Below are 17,243 nucleotides of genomic sequence, written 5' to 3' on the forward strand. Positions count from 1 at the left end.
CCGACTCAGAAACCTGAACCCGACCCATGACACAACACCCCTTCACTCAGGTGTTGCGGTCATCCCTTGAATTCGCCGCGTCGATTCCCGCCCAGGCTTCACAACCAAAGCCCAGGATTCACACCCGAAGCCAAGTATTCACCGCCAAAGCGCGATACGACGAAGGTCGCGGCCAGCGCCTCCGGCCCGCGCTACCTAACCAGGGCCAAGCCGGTATTCGCCGGTCTGCGGGTCGCGGCACCAGCCACTCGCCGCGTGGGTACCGCCGTCCACGTGGATGGTCTGCCCGGTGAGATAGCTCGACATATCCGAGGCCAGAAATACGGCGACACCGGCGATTTCGTCGACATGACCCGGGCGACCCATCGGCACCACCGCACCCATTGCCGTCGTCGGCTCACCTCCGCTGAGCGCGGCAAGACCTTCGGTCAGCGTGATGTCGGGCGCTATCGCGTTGACGCGTATTCCGTGCGGCGCGAGTTCGAGTGCCGCGGTCTTGGTGTAGTTGATGACACCGGCCTTGGCAGCCGCGTAGGCCGCGTAACCCGGTGCGGCACGCACGCCTTCGATCGAGGTCAGCGAGATGATGCTGCCGGGTAGGCCCGCGGTCACCAGTTGCCGCGCTACTCGCTGCGTGCACAGCAACACGTGCCGCAGGTTGGCCTTATACAGTGCATCCCAACCGTTCTCGCTCGTTTCCAATAGCGGGGAGGAGAACACACCGCCGGCATTGTTGACCAGGATCGTCGGTGTGCCGAATTCGGCCACCGTCCGCTCCAGTGCCATGTCAACCTGAGCACTGTCTCTTACATCAGTCGTGATTCCCAGTGCACCAATGGATTCAGCGGACTGAGCACAGCTGTCGGGGTCGCGCTCCCAGACCGCCACCTTTGCACCGAACGCCGCGAGGCCCGCTGCGATTCCGCGGCCGATGCCCGATCCACCGCCGGTCACCACCGCCACGCGATCGTTGAGCAGAATTTTCGACAGATCAATTGCCATGTCGCCCTACATATTTACCGCGAACAGACGCAGAATCGCACGCGCACAGCATGTGGAGTGCGATTCTGCGTCTGCTCGGCCGAGTCATACCGGCGACTGTCCAATCACACCAGCGGCCTCCAGGTCGGCGATCTCTGCCCCGGTCAAGCCCAGCCCCCCGAGTACCTCGTAATTGTGCTGGCCGAGCAGTGGCGCCGGTTGGGTGTGGAACGGGCCGGGTACGCCGGAAAACTTCATCGGCACGGTGCTGAGCTTAGCCCGGCCGTTGATGGGGTGCTCGACCTCTTCGAAGAACCCACGCGACACGAGCTGTTCAAGCTCCGACTGACGATGGGGCTGCATCACCTTACCCACCGGCACACCCGCGTCCCACAGCGTTGCGACGATGTCGTCGGCGCTGCGATGCTCGCACCATGCGGTCAATCGCTCGTCGATCAGATCCTGATGCTCACGACGCCCGACGGCCTCGGCCAAGACGGGATCGGTTGCCCAGGAGGGCGATCCGAGGGCGACGTACAACCGCTCCCACTGGTCGTCGGTTGCCACCGCGATAGCGACCCAGCTGTCGAGGCGGCCGAACTCGTCGATATCGGCAGTCAGGTAGAGGTTCTGCGGCGCCGCCGTCGGGCCCCGGTTGCCCGCTCGTTCCAGTAGAGCGCCGTAGGCGGAATACTCGATGACCTGTTCGGCGGAGATGCTCAGCGCGGCGTCGACCATCGCGGCTTCGACGAGTACGCCCTGGCCGGTGCGACGGCGGTGTTCCAGCGCCAGTAGGAGAGCGTTGAGCGCATGTATGCCGGCGTTGGGGTCACCGATGGAATACGGCTCGTAGGGTGGACGGTCTGGGTAGCCGGTCAACCAGCTCAGGCCGGCCGCGGACTCGATGGCGTAAGCGAACGCCGGTTTGTCCCGCCATGGCCCGTCGAGCCCGAATCCGGGCATCCGCAGCATGACCGCATCGGGCCGAACCGATTGCACAGCAGCGAAACTCAGTCCGATCTGGTCCAGTACGCGCGGGGTGAAGTTTTCCACCACCACGTCGCATGTCGCGACGAGCCGGCGCAACAGGTCTTGCCCGCGGGAGTCCCGCAGGTCCAGCGTCAGGCCCTTCTTGTTGGTGTTCAGCGCGGCGAAGATCGGCGACTTCTCCCACCACTGGTCTTCGCTGACCGGGACGCCGGCGATCAGGCGGGTGCCATCCGGTCGCCGGGTGGATTCGACGTGGACCACCTCGGCGCCCAGCATCGCCAGAAAGTGGGTGCAGCAGGGACCCGCCCAGAACGTCGTCATATCCAGCACCCGCAGGCCGCTGAACGGCAGTCGGTTCGACGGTTCAGTGGGTGCCTGGCGGGGGGTCAAAGCGGCGGACCGGTAGCGGGCGGTGTGCTGGCCGAGCCGCGGCGCCGGAGCCGGGTGGCGAAGTAGCGCCGGCCACATGCGATAGGGGTGACCCGGCTGCTGAAACCCGTCGCGCGGATTGCGCAGGAACGAACCGCGCTCGACGAAGTGGTCAAGTGAGGCGATGTTGGCGCCATTGGCCACCGGCGCATTGGGGATGCGGAATGCCGTTGCCAGCTCCCGGATTTCGTCGACCAGATTGGATTCGACCCAGGCATAGATTTCGTGGGCATGGATGTTGGCCTGCTCGGTGATCGTCAAGGGCGACTTTTCGTCGATCCACTCCGGATGGCCGACCATGGCGCACAGATCGAACCACTGTTGCGCCGTACCGCAGCCAAGGTCGACCAGACCGTCTTTCGCCTGCGCGACGCCCGGTACCGTGAGTCGCCGGGCGTCCCGCCAAGGCCGGCCGAGCATCTCGAAGTAGGTGACGGGGTAATAGGTGAGGCATAGGATTTGGGTCTCCAGCATGGACAGGTCGACGAGCTCGCCTGCGCCGCCGTTTATTCGGCGACACCGCGATGCGAGCGTGGCAACACTCGCGTAGGCGCCGGCCAGGTATTCACCCACCTGCCCGCCGACGAAGACCGGTGCCCGGTTCGCCAATCCGCGGCCCAGTCCGACGATTCCGCCCGACCATGCTTGCAGGGTGAACTCGGTTGCCGCGCGGTCCCGCCACGGACCCTCGAGACCGAAGGGCGTGATCGAAGTGACCGTCAGCGCGGGATGGGCGGCGTGGATCGCAGCGGGTGTAAACCCTTCATGCTCAGCAACTCTCGAACCGGCCGACCACACCGCCGCGTCGGCCGCTGCCAGCAACCGGGTGACCAGGTCAATGTCGGCCGGTGCATCTGGATCGGCGACCACACTGTGCTTGGCACCCGCCAGATAGCTGAACAGCGCCGCATCGCTACCCGGTTGGATCGCTGCGCCGGAGGCCGACCACCGCCGCAGCGAATCACCCTCTGGGGGCTCGACTTTGACGACGTGGGCGCCGGCGTCGGCGAGCAGCTTGGTGCAGTACGCGCCGGCGATGCCGGTGGACAGGTCGACGACGGTATAACCGGCCAGCGGCGGTGCTTGCGTTTCGGGTTGCGGCTCCCCCACTCACGCCTGCCAGAACGGGCTCGAGGTCAGCACTTCGGAACCGTCCGCGGTGATCAGTACCGCTTCCCGGCCGAATACCGCGCCCACTCCCTGCTCCCAGACGTAGCCCGTCACGGCAAGCACCATTCCCGGTTCCAGGCGCTCGCCGGCCGCGGTCGCCGGAAGGAGCGTGGATATGACCGGCGAGTCGAAACCCATACCGAGCCCGCGGGCCACCGGCATGGGCGGCGGCGCCTCCCCTGCGGCCTGGTAGGCGTCGAGCAGCTCGCTTGCGCCGGCGTCCGGCCGGCAAGCCGCTATCAGCCTGGACCACAAGGCATCCCAGCGCTTGTACAACGGTGAAACGCGATCGACGCTGCCCGCGGGCCAGGTCCGCCCGACCTCGCCGATATAGCCTCCGGCCAACACGCCGGCCGAAAACGCCACCAGGTCACCGGCCCGGACACGGCCGTCCGAGGTGGCCCGCCGCCAAGGGTGATCGCCCGAAGTCACCCATGCGACATCCTGATTCGACGGGGTGCTCACCCCGCCGGCCGCGAGAGCTTCCAGCAGCACGGCCGCCAACGTCTGCTCGCCGACCCCCGGCCGCAGCTCGGCCACCGCCGCGGCCAAGCCCGCCTCAGCCACCGCGATGGCATCCCGCAGCGCTTCTACTTCCTCGTCGGTCTTGATGCGCCGCGCGGCGCGCATGGCCAATTCCCCGTCGACCAATTCGGCATTCGGAAACGCCGACGGCAGCAGTCGCGCGAAAACCGGTGACAGCGCGTCTGTTCCGACCCTACGAGCGGTGGCGGCGCCGTCGATGCGCTGCAATGCCCCGATGGTGTTGACCGGATTCCACGAGATGCCGTAGAGGTTTTCGTGCGGGATGTCGTCGGGAACGCCTTCGTCCCAGGTGCTCAGCAGATGAACAGCACCGGTCTCGCGCACCAGTACACACGTCGGCCCGAACGGCCGGGTACCGGCGACCCACAGTTGCGGTGCGCCGGCGACGTAACGGACGTTGGCCTGCCGCCCGAGTACCAGGACGTCGAGATCGTGTGCCGCCATTTGGGCCAGCGCCCGCTCCCTGCGGCCCGAACGCAGCGCCCGGTCGTCTGGGCAAACTTCAACGGACATGGGCGCCGTACGGGTCGTACGGGTAATCGGTCAACCGTGTCCAACCTTCCTCGGTGATCACCAGTACCTCTTCGCTGCGGTACCCGCCGGTGCCGTCCTCCCACACCACCGGTTCGAGCACCAGCACCATGTTCGGCTGCAGCACAAAGTTCTCGTCGAACTCGTCGCCGAGATCGGTCCCGATCATTGGCATTTCGGCTGCGTTCACCCCGATACCGTGACCCAGATAGAAGTGCGGCAGCCAGGGCCGCACACCATCGTTGGCCGCGGTCGCGGCCCTGCCCAGATCGGCCGCGGTGGCTCCGGCACGGGCGACGCCGAGGACGGCGGTCATGATCTCCGACCACCGCTCGAACTGCGCCTGCTGGCGCGGCGTCGGGTCACGGCCCACGATCCACGTGCGCCCGAAGTCCGAGCAGTAACCGCCGTAGGTGATGCTCACATCGGTCCACAACACGTCGCCTTCGGCAAGTTCCCGCTCGGTGGTCAACAGCGGCAAAGCCAGATCACCGTGCGTCGTCCAGACGCCTTCGGCCTTGCTCCGCGGCATCACCTGCCAAATCGGTTCCAGCATGCTGGCCGTGGCGCCCAGCTCGAAGGCCCGCCGCAGGAATTTCGCCGACAACTCGATCTGGCGGATGCCGGGGGCAAGCGCCTTGTGCACGTCGACCATCGCCTGGTCGGTGATCCGGATCGCGGTGCGCATGCAGGCCAATTCGTCCTGAGTTTTGATCACCTTGGCGGCGCTGACAACGGCGGCCGCATCGACGGGAGTACCGCTGGGAAACAACCGTTTTGCGGCCCGCGACATGGCGCCGGTGCACTCGTCGACCGCTATGACCGCTCCCGGCCGAATCAGGCCGGCCAACAAACGCGCGAAATCCTCGACCCCTTCGTCGAATTCGAGATAAACCGGCCCGTGCAGGTGATCAGCGGGCAGCCCCGACTCCTGGGCGGCGCCCTCGCGGAACGGCAGGAAAAGATGCGGCCACTCGTCGTCGCCGACCACCACCGCCACCGGTCGCTCGACATGCGAGAGCCCGGCATCGCCCAGCGGCCAACTGGTCCCGGTGGCGTAGACCACGGCGTTGTTGCCCAGCAGGATCATCGCGTCAACGCCACGCTCGGCCATCGCCGAGCGCAGCCGTGCCCCGGTTTCCCGCCGCATCCGGGCCAGGTCGGGTACCTCGGGAATCACCAGGCCGGTGGTGCCGCCCACCTGTGCGAATGTCGTCACAGGCCCAGGAATTTGGTGATGTTGCCGCTGACGATCCGCGTCGCGTTCTCGGGCCCGACGGCGTCGACGACGGCCGCCAGCGACTTCTCGGAATAGCCGTAGGTGCTTTCGTTGTGCGGGTAGTCCGACGACCACATCACCCTGTCCACACCGATCTTGTCGATCAGCTCGAGCCCCAACGGGTCGACCATGAACGACGCGCTCATGTGGTTGTCCCAGTAGTAGCGCACGTCGTGCAGCATCGGCCGGTTGAACATGTGCCGATAGGACGCCACCAGGTGCTCGGCGTCCTGCAGTGCCCATGGCACCCAGGAGATGCCGCCCTCGAACCATCCGATCCGCAGACCTGGATGCTGATCGAGGATGCCGCCAAAAATGTACTTGGAGAACGTCTCCCGGAACCCGTCGATGTTGATCATCATCCCGACCACCACGCTGTTGAATTCGCACGGGCTTTTCGGCGGGGTCTCCCCGATGTGGTGCGCCACTGGAATGCCGGACGCTTCGATCTCGTCCCATACCGCGCTCATCGTCGTGCTCGCGTAGTCGATCGGGTTGCCGTCGTCGTCCTTGCCGGGGTTCAACGGCATCAGGAAGGTCTTGAGCCCCAACGATTTCAGCTCGGCCAGCGTCCGCCGGGTGCCTTGCGGATCCCACCAGTTGATCAACCCCGCGCCGTAAAAGTGACCGTTCGAGCGTTCTTGCAGTGCCGCGATGTACTCGTTGTAGATGCGGAAGGCGAGTTCGCGAAGATTCTTGTCCGGGTAGTGGAAAAGTGCCAGGACCGCGTTGGGGAAGGCCAGCTCTTTGTCGACGCCGTCGTCGTGCAGCTCCTGGATCCGGGCCTCGATGTTGGTGCTCGCGGCTCCCGGAAGGTCGTCGTATTGCATCAGCACCGCACTGAAATCGCCGGGCAGGAACGACTGTCCCTTGCGACCGACTTGGTAGGCGCCGTCCTCGTACCAAATCCGCGGCGCCTTGTCCTTGAGGTCGTCCGGGAAGCGCTCATAGAAGATGTCGGCGGCCAGCGAGATGTGATTGTCCGCGGAGAACACCACGGTCCCCTCCGGCAGCCCCACGTCGCGTCCGCTGGCATGGCCACGCCGATTCTTCGGTGCGCCAAAGCCTTCCGGCGGATAAAGGGAAACGGTGCTGGTCTGCGTCGACATTGTTGACCTTCCAATCGGGCTGTCTTCTTGAGCGTAGGGTTACCAGGGCCTCACCAGTTGACGGGCAGTTCGTAGACGCCGTAGGCGAGCCGGTCGTGTTTGAACGGGATGTCGGCGACCGGAACGGCCAGCGACAGCGTGGGGATGCGACGGAACAGTGTGTGGAACACGATCTGCAGCTCCGCGCGGGCGAGCTGCTGGCCGACGCACTGGTGGCGGCCGTAGCCGAACGCGACGTTGCGGTCGGCGCCCGAGCGGTGCAGATACAGCCGGTCCGGCTCGGAGAAGGCATTCGGATCCCAGTTGGCCGGGGCCAGGTCAATGATGATGCCCTCGCCGGCGCGAATGGTCTCCCCGGCGATATGGATGTCTTCGACCGCGACGCGGCGCTGGCCGTTCTGGATGATGCTGAGGTAGCGCAGCAGCTCCTCGACGGCGCTCGCGATGACCTTGGGATCTTCGGCGTCGCGCATGACGGCCAACTGGTCGGGATGCTCGAGCAGTGCGAGCACGCCCAGCCCGATCATGTTCGCGGTGGTCTCGTGTCCGGCGATCAGTAGTCCGGTGCCCAATTGGGCGGCTTCTTTCACGCTGAGCTCGCCGGCCTTGACCCGCTCGGCCAGGTCGGAAACAGCGTCCTCGGCCGGATTTTCCATCTTGGCCTCGACGAGCCGGGAAAGATACTTGTGCAAGCTGATTGCGCCTTTGGCGGTGTCCTCGCCGGTCGCGTAGCGCGCCAACCCGACGGAGGCGTGGTGCTGGAACATCTCGGCGTCCTCGAAGGGCACCCCCAGCAACTGGCTGATCACCAGGGAGGGGACGGGCAGCGCCAAAGCGGTGACAACGTCGGCCGGCTTGGGGCCGGCCAGCATGGCGTCGATGTGGTCGTCAGTGATCTGCTGGATGGTCGGCCGCAGGCCCTCCACCCGCTTGAAGGTGAACGGCTTGGACAACATCCGCCGGAATCGGGTGTGCTCTTCGCCGTCCGAGGTGAACACGGACCGGGGGCGTTTGTGCACGGTCGCCAACATGCCTGCATTCCAATGCGGAAAGCCGGGCACCCGGTCGTCGACGCTGACCCGGGAGTCGGAGAACAGTTCGCGGCATTGCTCGTAGCCGGTGATGAGCCATGGTGTGCTGCCGTCCCAGATCCGGACCCGCGACAGCGGCCTCTCGTCGGCGAGCGCCATGACGTCGGGAGGCGGCGCAAAGGGGCAGCCGGCTGCTCGGGCCATCGGATATTCGGGAATTTCGGGCGCAGCGTCTGTTCCGGAAGGACCACTGCCGGCCAGTGTTTCGGACATCTTTCTCATTCCTCGATGTGGATCGCCAGCGCAGGACAGGCGGCGGCCGCCCGGCGGGCACCCTCGGCCTGGTCAGCCGACGGGTTCGTGTTGAGCAGCACGACAACGCCGTCGTCGTCCCGCTGGTCGAACACCTCCGGCGCATTCAGTACACAGTTACCCGAGGATGCGCAAATATCTTGGTCGACAGTCACTTTCATTGCAGCGCCTTCACTCGTGCGATGTCACGGGGGCCATCCAGAGGCCCACGATCGCGTCGATAAGACCGGATGCCGCTGCCCGCCAAGACGATTGGTGCATGGACGCGCCCGCGGCGAGCGCGCGTTCGCGGTCCGCGCAGGAGTGCATCAGCAGGTTGCGGGCCATGACGTTGCGTTCGAAACGCACCTCGGCGGGCAGGTTGGGCAGGCAACGGTTGATGCCGTCGACCACCTGTACCAGCGACGGCGAGCTGAGGGCGCCCTTGACGATGATGTTGTAGTAGGCGGGATCGGTCATCGCTTGTGCGGCGAAGCGTGCGTACCAGCTGGGATTCCCCAACGTCTCCAGGTAGTCGGTGAGCGGGCGCACCAGGCAGGCGACCCAGTCCCGCATGTCGGCCGAATCCCCGAGCTCGGCCACCATCTGCTCGCGCAGCTGTTCGACCGGCCCGCGGTGCTTCTGCTCGATGGCACGGACCAGGTCGGCCTTGGTCCCGAAGTGATATCCGACCGCGGCGTTGTTGCCCTGCCCGGCGGCCTCGCTGACCTGCCGGTTGGACACCGCGAACATGCCGTGTTCGGCGTACAGCCGCTCGGCGGCGGCAAGGATCGCTTCCTGCGTTGAGCTGGCACGCTCGGTGCGCACGGTCCTGGCCGCTGCGGTCATGCCGTCTAGTCAAACTCGCGGCAGTAGTTAAGTCAAGCGATTGATTTAAAGTGAACCCTCGCGGGCCGTCCGACCAGCCCGACAGACTTCTTTGAACTTGACGTGAATTGCTTCCATATCGCCTCCATCGCCCGGCATTGAAGCGGATAATGTCCGCGGCGGCGAATGGTCTGACTGATCCGAGAGCCGACCGCGGTGACTCCCTAGACCGGCCACGGCCGTCGCGGCCAAATATTGGATGCGCACAAAGGGAGTCGGGAAATGTCTGAGCAAGAACAGAACATCGAAGTCATCAAGAAGGGTTACGACGCGTTCTCCACGGGTGACCTGGAAACGATGATGAGCCTGTTCGACGACAACATCGAGTGGGTCCAACCGGGCGACAGCACCGTCAGCGGTACCTATCACGGCAAGGGCGAACTCGGTGACTACTTCAGGCGGCTGGGCGAGAAGCCGATGACCGTCAAGCCGACTCGCTTCATCGCCGAGGGTGACACGGTCGTCGTGCTCAGTGACGTCACCGTGGGCGGCGAAGCCGGCCATGGCGCTGAAGTGTTCACCCTCCGCGACGGCAAGTCGATACGGGCACAGCTATACGAGGACACCGCGTTGATGGAGCGGGTGTACGGCAAGAAGCAGGTCGCAGCGGGCTAGCGGGCCGAGCAGACGCAAAAGCCCCCAATTCCAACCGAATTCGGGGGCGCTTGTGTCTGCTCGCGGTGCTAACGCGACGGGGATTGGAAGCGGACCGTCATCGGCCCAAGGATGCGCTGATAGCCCGCCGGCAAGACGCGCACAAGCAGGCTGAAAGCTCTGGCATCGGGGCCGACCAGCACGCGGGCCTTCTTCTGACGAACTCCCTTCAAGATGATCCGCGCCGCCCGCTCGGCACTGGTGATGGCGACCTTGTCGAACACCTTGACCGTGACCTCTTTGTCAAGGCCCTCAACACATTCGGCGTTGCGCGCGATCGGCGTCTTGACATACCCGGGGTGTACCACCGTCACCGCAACTCGGTGACGCGCCGCGATCATCTCTTGGCGCAGCGCCTCGGTGAATCCGCGGACCGCGAACTTGGCCGAGTTGTAAGCGGCTTGACCCGGTACCCCGAACAAACCGAACATGCTCGACATGTTGATGACATGGCCATCGCCAGACGCGATGAGATGCGGCAAGAACGCCTTGGTTCCGTTGACCACACCCCAGTAGTCGACGTCCATCACCCGCTCGATGTCCTTGAACCCGCTGACTTCGACGTCGCCTAGGAACGCGATGCCAGCGATGTTGTAGATCTGGTTGACCTTCCCGAAGTGCGCCTTGACCGAGTCGGCGTAGGCGAGGAACGCCTCGCGCTCGGTGACGTCGAGCCGATCTGCCCGCACGTCCGCCCCGACATCGCGGACGAGCTCCTCGGTCCGTGCGAGCCCGTCAGCGTCGAAATCACTGATTGCCAACCATGCGCCTGACCGGGCCAGCTCTAAAGCAAGAGCCCGGCCGATCCCCGAACCAGCACCGCTAACCGCGGCGACCTTCCCGTCGAACCCGTCCATGGCTCCCACCACACCACCATCAGCTCCCCACCGCAAGGCCGGCTGAGCTTCGCCGAGCGTGCACACACTGCGAAAAAATCGCGAAAATGTCGCCGTGAGTACACGTTCGGCGTGACCTGGCCAACCGGCGCTATCCCTTGCTCCTGGAACGGATTACCTTGCCCGCCACCGTCCCGCCGTCCACGGGCAGCACGGTGCCGGTGACATAACGCGAACGCTCGCCGGCAAAATATAGTGCGGCCTCCGCGATGTCGTCGGGCGTGCCCTCGCGCTTCAGCGGACGGTCGTCACGCATGGTCTGGCGAATGCGCGCCTCATACTGCTCGAGTTCGGCAGGATCCATGGCCTCGGCCGAGGATGCCAAGATCGGTGTGGGGATGTTGCCCGGCGCGATGGCGTTGACCCGAATCTCATAGTGCGCCAGCTCAATTGCCGCGCACTTGGTGAACTGGATGACCGCTGCTTTCGACGCGCGGTAGGTCATCACGCCGCCGCCGGCCTGGATTCCGCCGATCGAGGTCATGTTGATGATCGATCCACCACCGTGGGTGGCCATGTGCCGGGCCGCATCTCGGGTGCCGGTCATCACTCCTAGAACGTTGACGGCCATGACACGGTGGAAGTCGGCCAGATCGTCATCGAGGAGTCGGCGCAGGGGCCCCGAGATTCCGGCATTGTTCACCATGACGTGCAGCCCGTCGAACTTCTCGACGGCAGCGGCCACCAGCGCGCCCACCTGTTCGGGGTCGGAGACATCGGTCCGGACGAAGAAAGCGTTGTTGCCCAGCGCCTCGGCGAGAGCCTGACCGCGCTCGGCTTCGACATCGGCGATCACCACTCGTGCGCCCTCGGCAACGAAGCGCTCCACCGTGCCACGCCCGATACCCGAAGCGCCGCCGGTGACGATCGCGACTTTGCCGGCAAGTTCGTTGACCACACGACGAGTTAATCGGCGAAACCACGGTTAAGTCAAGCAGTTGATTTAAGCGTGAGCGACGACGACGACCGCATCTAGGCAACGGTTCGGCAGTCCGGTGCGTAGTGCGATGCTGAATCAGTTCATCGGCGGACCCTGAAAGGGCGTGATCATGAAGTTCGTAGTCATCGGCGGCAGTGGGCTAATCGGTTCGCAGGTCATCGCCCAGCTTGCCGAGTTGGGCCACGAGGCCGTCTCCGCCTCCCCTAGGTCGGGTGTCGACACACTCACGGGCGAAGGTGTTGCCGAAGCGCTCAACGGTGCGCACACGGTGATCGACGTGTCGAACTCGCCGTCCTGGGCTGACGAAGACGTGCTGCACTTCTTCACCACCTCTACCCGCAACCTGCTCGAGGCGGAGCGCGCGGCCGGCGCGCGGCACCACGTCGCGCTGTCGATCGTGGGGGCCGACCGGGCGAGCCAAAGCGGCTACATGCGAGCAAAGGTCGCCCAGGAGAAACTGATCGTCGAGTCCGGAGCCCCATACTCGATCGTGCGCGCGACTCAGTTCTTCGAATTCGTTGACGGAATCGCCGATTCGATGACCGACGGTGACACGGTACGTGCACCGAACGGGGCGTTCCAGCCCATCGCCGCCGCAGACGTCGCCACGGCGGTAACCCGTGCAGCGACCGGCGAACCGGTCAACGGGATCCTTAATATCGCCGGCCCGGAAAAGCTCGGCATGGACGACTTCATCCGAAATCGGTTTGCCGCCAAGGGCGATGCGCGTCGGGTGGTGACCGACCCGGCGGCCCGCTACTACGGTGCGGTGCTCGACGACCGCACCATCGTCCCCTTGGAAGGCGAAGACGGCGAAGACGTGGCCATCTACCCGACCCGCTTCGGTGACTGGATGGCCGCCCGCACGTGAGCGCGCCGTCAGGCGATAGACCTCAAGCCGCCAACCGCGATCTCGCCCCATTCGCGCGGCACTGCCAACCTGCCGACCAGCGCACCGCGACCGAAGGCCGCCCGCACCGTCGTCTCGGGATTCTTCGTCGACGCCAGAGTCGAGATGCCCGACGAGGTCATGCTCACGGGTGAACTGATTGCCGCGGCAAAGGCATTCACCGAGGGCGGAAACGGCCTTAGCCGCGCCATGGTGGTCATCGCCGCGGTAGCGGATGCCGCCTGCGCCGGCTGGCCGAGACATCGCAGCGCCCGCGGCACCGCGGCCATCGCCTGAGCCAGCAACTGCGGTATGCCGGCGTCGGCGCCGACCAGCCCGGCCAGGTCGTCACCCAGGGTGGGCGAAGCCGGCGGAGTCAGGTTCGCAGCGGCCGATGACGCTCCGGCGTAGCGGTACATCGCGGCGGCGTCCTGGGCCCACATTTCGCCGTACTCGGCCTCGAGCGAGGTGATCGCCGGTATGTCCAGGTTGACGACGTTTCCGGCGACCAACGACGTCAGCCGAGCGCGGTTGGCGTCGATCAGTGGGGGCGGAACCGTTACGGCGAAGGCGTTCTCGAAGGCGCTCGCAGCGGCCCTGGCCTGGCTCGCGGCAGCCTCGGCCCGCTCAGCGGTATTCGTCAACCAGCGAATGTAGGGTGTCACGGCCGCGACCATCGCATCGGCTGCATCGCCCCGCCACTCCTCGTCGGTCAATGCCACGATGGTCGAACTGAAACCGCTTGCGGTGCTGTACAAGTCGTCGGCCAGTTTGTCCCAGGCGGCCGCGGCCGTCAGCAGCGACTCCGACCCAGAACCCGAATACATTCGGGCCGAATTGATCTCGGGTGGTAGCGCTCCGAAATCCATTTCGTCTTACCTCCGCGCGTCCGCCCGGCTTCTGAGTCGGTTCGCCGGCTGGTTCTGGTGCCCGAGGTTAATCGCGTTGGCGCCCTTCATAACCGCACCCCAGTCGGTATAGGCGTATCGCCGAGCGGGTCGGTCAAGATCGTTAGCGGAGGTTTAGTCAATCGTGATCACGTGGCCCGGCGGTAAGGCGACGTTACGCATCAAGCAAGAAAACAGCGCCGGCGAAGTGATGGCAAGCAAAAACGCGGACGGTAACCGGGCTGTAACCGCACTCATATAATTCATATATTTCGTGCGAGCTGACTAAGGAAGGCCGTTGTGGCGTACCGCTTCCTGCGCGAGTTGCACTCGGGAGGTGAAGCCCAATTTGGTGTACATGTGAGTGAGGTGTGCCTGGACCGTGCGCGGCGAAACGAACAGCCGTTCGGCGATGTCCTTATTCGCCAAGCCTTCGCTGACCAGGCGTGCAACATCGAGTTCGGCCGGGGTCAATGACGCCCATCCGCTGGCCGGCCGCTTGCGTTCGCCGCGTCCGCGCAACGCATAGGTAATGGCGTCCTCGGTCGACAGCGCTTCGCCATCGGCCCATTTGATCGGGAAGTCGTCCCCGAGCTCTTCGCGACAGGCTGCGATCGCCTTCTCGTAGGCGTCTCGGTGGACAGGGAAGCGAATCTCCTTGGTGCGGTGGCGAATGGCGTCTGCGGCTCCGAGAAGCCTGGCCGCGTCGGCATGGGTACCGGCGTCTACCGCCAGCCTCGCCAGACATTCCAGAATCGCGGAAAGACCCAAATAACCTTGAGTATCTGTGGCGATCGACAGAGCTTGGTGGGCGTCGCGCCGCGCCTGGTCATTCTCACCCCGGTCCGCCGCGATGTAAGAGCGAATGCAGAGCGCCCACATCTTGTGCCACCCGGCCAGCGTGGCGACGGCCTCGTCGGCCACCTCTTTGGCTGTGGTCAAGTCACCGTAGGCGTGGGCGCACAGGGCGACGGCGCTGGCTGCCACCGAACCCCGATGGACGCCAGGATGCTCCCAGATTTTCGTACTGAGCTCGCCTGCGGTGGTGACATCATCGTCGACCGCGGCAGCCAGAGCCATGACAGTCGCGGAAGCAAGTTCCAACACGACATCGAGTTCGGCTCCCGCTGCCATGGCCACGCGGCCGACATTCTGGGCTGCGGCGACATCACCTCGGTAGGAGAGGGCACAGCCCTGGCTGATCAGGCACAACATCATGCCGAGGACGTCGCTGTCGGATTCGCAGTCGGCGAAAACCGCCCGGAAGGTGTCCACCGCGCCGTCCAGATCTGCGCGCATCATCTGGGCCATGCCCATGGCCCACCGACACAAGTGCAGGTTGAGCCAGTCGCCAAGGGCGTCGGCAAGGTCGGCCCCGTCATCGCCGAGGGCGCTGGCGGCGACCGGATCGCCCGCCATGGCGGCGAGATAAGCCTGGCGGCCCAGAATTTGGCTGAGCCGCCAATCGTCGCCGGTTGTTCGGCACAGTTCCAATGCCTCAGCGAAATACAGTGCGGCAGCGTCGAAATCGAGTCCGGCGATGCACCCGCAGGCGGTGAGTGTTCGGGCCAGCAGTGCGGGGTCGCCGAGTTTGCGCGCGATTTCGACAGCGCGCTGGGCCATCGGCAGGTTGTCGATTGCCGCGGTAAAGGAATCCAAGACCGCTTTGTCGGCTATCGCGCCTGCATAAATCGCCGGGTCCATGGCGCCCGGGTTGAATCCGTCGTCACCGAGGACCGACTCGAACCAGCTCAGTCCCTCTCGCAACCGTCCGTGTCCTTGCCAAAGCGGTTGCAGCGACGACGCCAGCTGAAGTGCAGCCGCAGCGTCGTCGTTGTCGCAGCAAAAGGCGAATGCGGCCCGTATGTTGTCGATATCGGCTTCCACGCGGGCGACGCAACGGCGAAAGTCTTTGCGGGTAGGGGTATTCAGCTCGGCTGCCAGCGCCGCGTAGTAGTCGCGGTGCCGGGCACGCACGGTCTGCGACTCATCGGACTCGCCCAACTTTTCCAGCCCGTACTCTCGAATCGTCTCCAGCATGCGGTATCGCGTGCGGTCGGCAATGTCGTCGGCCTGGACCAGTGACTTGTCCACGAGCAGGCTCAGCTGGTCGAGCACCTGATATCGCTGCACACCTGCACCGCCGCACACCGTCACGGCGGCGTCAAGGTCGAAACCCCCGGCGAACACGGCCAATCGGCGAAACAGTACGGTCTCGGCGCCGGTGAGCATCGAATGCGACCAATCCACCGAAGCCCGCAGTGTCTGCTGGCGTCGCACGGCGGTGTGCGCGCCGCCGGTGAGCAACTGGAAACGATCGTGCAGGCTGTCGCGGATGTCGGCGGCCGACAGTGCCCGCATGCGGGCCGCCGCCAGCTCGATGGCCAGAGGCATGCCGTCAAGGCGACGGCAGATCTCTGTCACGACCGCAACATTGGTGTCGGTGAGGGTGAAGTCGGGCCGGACATGGCGGGCACGGTCGCTGAACAACTCGACCGCCTCGTCGGCCAGCGCCAACGAAGGTACCTGCCAATTCACCTCGGCCTCGGTGTGCAGCGGTTCGCGGCTGGTGGCCAGCAGCCGCACGGCGGGACACCTGCTCAGTAATGTGACAGCCAGTGCAGCGGCGGCTTCCAACAGGTGCTCACAGTTGTCCAGCACGATCAGCGCCTGATGGTCGCCGATGCGCGCGGTGACGGTATCGACGACTGAGCGGCCCGGCTGATCTGGCAGCCCCAGGGCTTGGGCGACGGCCCCCTCGACGAGATCGGGATCGGTGATGGGGGCGAGATCGACGTAGTTGACGAGGCCGTCGATCTCGTCGGCAAGATTTGCTGCGAGCTGGATCGCCAGGCGCGTCTTGCCAACTCCGCCCGCCCCGGTCAGCGTCACCAACCGGTGGTCCCCGAGCAGCCGCCTGAGCTCAGCGACTTCGGCGACGCGCCCCACAAAGCTCGTCAGTGGCACCGGAACCGCTTGTGTGGCAGCGCTGTTGGCGGACCGCAGCGCGGGGAAATCGACGCGCGAGTCTGGATGGCACAACTGCAGGATGCGTTCCGGGCGGGCCAGATCGCGCAGTTGGTGGCTCCCCAAATCGGACAGCCACGCTCCGTGCGGCAGATGATCGATGACGACCTGCTCGGTTGCGGCCGTCAGCACGGTTTGGCCACCGTGGGCCAGATCGCGCACCCGAGCGGCCCGGTTGATGGTGGGGCCGACGTAATTCGCCGCGTCACGGAGCTGAATCTCCCCGGTATGGAGGCCGATGCGCAGGCGAAGCGGAGCCAGCGGCGCACGCTGCAACGCCAACGCGCACGCGGCGGCGTCGCTGGCCCGGTCGAACGCGATCACGAAGCTGTCGCCCTCACCTTGCTCGACCGGGCGCACCCCGCCGTGGGCATCCACCAGCCGCGACAGCGTCGCGTCCAGGCGTGCGACGGCTTCGGTCATCTCGGCGGGACTGCTTTGCCACAGACCGGTGGAGCCTTCGACGTCTGCCAGCAGCAACGTCACCGTTCCGGTCGGCAGTTCGCTCACGCCCAGCTCGCTCCAGTTCATCGGCGGCGTGTCCGCGCGGTGATCAGATTCACCCATGTTAGCCAGCATGCGACAGGTCAGGGCTGCACAACATCAGCGGAAATGCGTACAAAACGGCGCAGCCGCGAGTGCACCGCAATTACGCGATCCGGCCAATGATCTTCGGCTTGTCCGGCCGCATAGTCGAGGGACCGA

At 65.3% G+C, this 17,243-nt stretch carries 14 protein-coding genes; 2 read left to right on the forward strand and 12 right to left on the reverse strand.

The window, feature by feature from the left end; all coding sequences use genetic code 11:
* Positions 1–195 precede the first annotated feature (195 nt).
* The 8 genes from A5791_RS20695 to A5791_RS20730 all read right to left on the reverse strand — a co-directional run bounded on the left by A5791_RS20695 (position 196) and on the right by A5791_RS20730 (position 9,206).
* Entirely contained in the window at positions 196–1,002 is an 807-nt protein-coding gene (locus A5791_RS20695; RefSeq protein ID WP_067240818.1) for an SDR family NAD(P)-dependent oxidoreductase, read from the reverse strand.
* An 84-nt stretch (positions 1,003–1,086) separates the two neighbouring features.
* Complete coding sequence (locus A5791_RS20700; RefSeq protein WP_067240820.1) at positions 1,087–3,510, reverse strand: CoA transferase; 2,424 nt, start codon at positions 3,508–3,510, stop codon at positions 1,087–1,089.
* Positions 3,511–4,629, reverse strand: a complete 1,119-nt coding sequence (locus A5791_RS20705; RefSeq protein ID WP_067240823.1) for a Xaa-Pro peptidase family protein — start codon at positions 4,627–4,629, stop codon at positions 3,511–3,513. It abuts the gene before it with no gap.
* Positions 4,619–5,797 (reverse strand): Xaa-Pro peptidase family protein, encoded by a 1,179-nt coding sequence (locus A5791_RS20710; protein ID WP_197504747.1) that lies wholly within the window; start codon positions 5,795–5,797, stop codon positions 4,619–4,621. The genes A5791_RS20705 and A5791_RS20710 overlap by 11 nt, the downstream gene beginning before the upstream one ends.
* A gap of 65 nt (positions 5,798–5,862) precedes the next feature.
* A complete protein-coding gene (locus A5791_RS20715; protein ID WP_197504748.1) occupies positions 5,863–6,924 on the reverse strand; it encodes an amidohydrolase family protein in 1,062 nt (353 codons plus the stop codon).
* A gap of 161 nt (positions 6,925–7,085) precedes the next feature.
* Positions 7,086–8,339, reverse strand: a complete 1,254-nt coding sequence (locus A5791_RS20720) for a cytochrome P450 (RefSeq protein ID WP_067240929.1) — start codon at positions 8,337–8,339, stop codon at positions 7,086–7,088.
* A 5-nt stretch (positions 8,340–8,344) separates the two neighbouring features.
* Positions 8,345–8,539, reverse strand: coding sequence for a ferredoxin (locus A5791_RS20725; protein WP_067240830.1), 195 nt, complete (start codon positions 8,537–8,539; stop codon positions 8,345–8,347).
* Positions 8,540–8,549: 10 nt separating this feature from the next.
* The gene (locus A5791_RS20730) at positions 8,550–9,206 is read right to left on the reverse strand and encodes a TetR family transcriptional regulator (RefSeq protein WP_067240833.1); all 657 of its coding nucleotides are present in this window, start codon (positions 9,204–9,206) and stop codon (positions 8,550–8,552) included.
* 261 nt (positions 9,207–9,467) lie between these two features.
* Between A5791_RS20730 and A5791_RS20735 the strand changes: the two genes are divergently transcribed.
* On the forward strand, positions 9,468–9,860 hold the full coding sequence (locus A5791_RS20735; RefSeq protein ID WP_067240836.1) for a nuclear transport factor 2 family protein: 393 nt from the start codon (positions 9,468–9,470) through the stop codon (positions 9,858–9,860).
* A gap of 68 nt (positions 9,861–9,928) precedes the next feature.
* Here A5791_RS20735 and A5791_RS20740 read toward each other — a convergent pair whose 3' ends face one another.
* Both A5791_RS20740 and A5791_RS20745 read right to left on the reverse strand, forming a co-directional pair.
* Positions 9,929–10,756, reverse strand: a complete 828-nt coding sequence (locus A5791_RS20740) for an SDR family oxidoreductase (protein WP_067240839.1) — start codon at positions 10,754–10,756, stop codon at positions 9,929–9,931.
* A gap of 130 nt (positions 10,757–10,886) precedes the next feature.
* Entirely contained in the window at positions 10,887–11,693 is an 807-nt protein-coding gene (locus A5791_RS20745; RefSeq protein ID WP_067240841.1) for an SDR family NAD(P)-dependent oxidoreductase, read from the reverse strand.
* Between the two features lie 151 nt (positions 11,694–11,844).
* On the opposite strand from A5791_RS20745, the gene A5791_RS20750 reads away from it, so the two are divergent.
* On the forward strand, positions 11,845–12,606 hold the full coding sequence (locus A5791_RS20750) for an SDR family oxidoreductase (RefSeq protein ID WP_067240931.1): 762 nt from the start codon (positions 11,845–11,847) through the stop codon (positions 12,604–12,606).
* A gap of 8 nt (positions 12,607–12,614) precedes the next feature.
* Here A5791_RS20750 and A5791_RS20755 read toward each other — a convergent pair whose 3' ends face one another.
* Together A5791_RS20755 and A5791_RS20760 are read right to left on the reverse strand one after the other, a co-directional pair.
* On the reverse strand, positions 12,615–13,493 hold the full coding sequence (locus tag A5791_RS20755) for a PPE family protein (protein ID WP_082967049.1): 879 nt from the start codon (positions 13,491–13,493) through the stop codon (positions 12,615–12,617).
* 303 nt (positions 13,494–13,796) lie between these two features.
* Positions 13,797–17,069 (reverse strand): LuxR C-terminal-related transcriptional regulator, encoded by a 3,273-nt coding sequence (locus tag A5791_RS20760; RefSeq protein WP_369828114.1) that lies wholly within the window; start codon positions 17,067–17,069, stop codon positions 13,797–13,799.
* Positions 17,070–17,243: the final 174 nt, after the last annotated feature.

It is taken from the genome of Mycobacterium sp. 852002-51163_SCH5372311 (genome assembly GCF_001667115.1).
In the GTDB taxonomy this organism is placed as follows: Bacteria; Actinomycetota; Actinomycetes; order Mycobacteriales; family Mycobacteriaceae; genus Mycobacterium.

What these genes read in the sequence shown, in the direction of transcription:
- A5791_RS20695 (WP_067240818.1), bottom strand. Translation starts at nt 1,002, where the DNA reads ATGGCAATTGATCTGTCGAAAATTCTGCTCAACGATCGCGTGGCGGTG.
- A5791_RS20705 (WP_067240823.1), bottom strand. Translation starts at nt 4,629, where the DNA reads ATGTCCGTTGAAGTTTGCCCAGACGACCGGGCGCTGCGTTCGGGCCGC.
- A5791_RS20710 (WP_197504747.1), bottom strand. Translation starts at nt 5,797, where the DNA reads ATGCGGCGGGAAACCGGGGCACGGCTGCGCTCGGCGATGGCCGAGCGT.
- A5791_RS20720 (WP_067240929.1), bottom strand. Translation starts at nt 8,339, where the DNA reads ATGTCCGAAACACTGGCCGGCAGTGGTCCTTCCGGAACAGACGCTGCG.
- A5791_RS20725 (WP_067240830.1), bottom strand. Translation starts at nt 8,539, where the DNA reads ATGAAAGTGACTGTCGACCAAGATATTTGCGCATCCTCGGGTAACTGT.
- A5791_RS20730 (WP_067240833.1), bottom strand. Translation starts at nt 9,206, where the DNA reads ATGACCGCAGCGGCCAGGACCGTGCGCACCGAGCGTGCCAGCTCAACG.
- A5791_RS20735 (WP_067240836.1), top strand. Translation starts at nt 9,468, where the DNA reads ATGTCTGAGCAAGAACAGAACATCGAAGTCATCAAGAAGGGTTACGAC.
- A5791_RS20740 (WP_067240839.1), bottom strand. Translation starts at nt 10,756, where the DNA reads ATGGACGGGTTCGACGGGAAGGTCGCCGCGGTTAGCGGTGCTGGTTCG.
- A5791_RS20750 (WP_067240931.1), top strand. Translation starts at nt 11,845, where the DNA reads ATGAAGTTCGTAGTCATCGGCGGCAGTGGGCTAATCGGTTCGCAGGTC.
- A5791_RS20755 (WP_082967049.1), bottom strand. Translation starts at nt 13,493, where the DNA reads ATGGATTTCGGAGCGCTACCACCCGAGATCAATTCGGCCCGAATGTAT.
- A5791_RS20760 (WP_369828114.1), bottom strand. Translation starts at nt 17,069, where the DNA reads ATGAACTGGAGCGAGCTGGGCGTGAGCGAACTGCCGACCGGAACGGTG.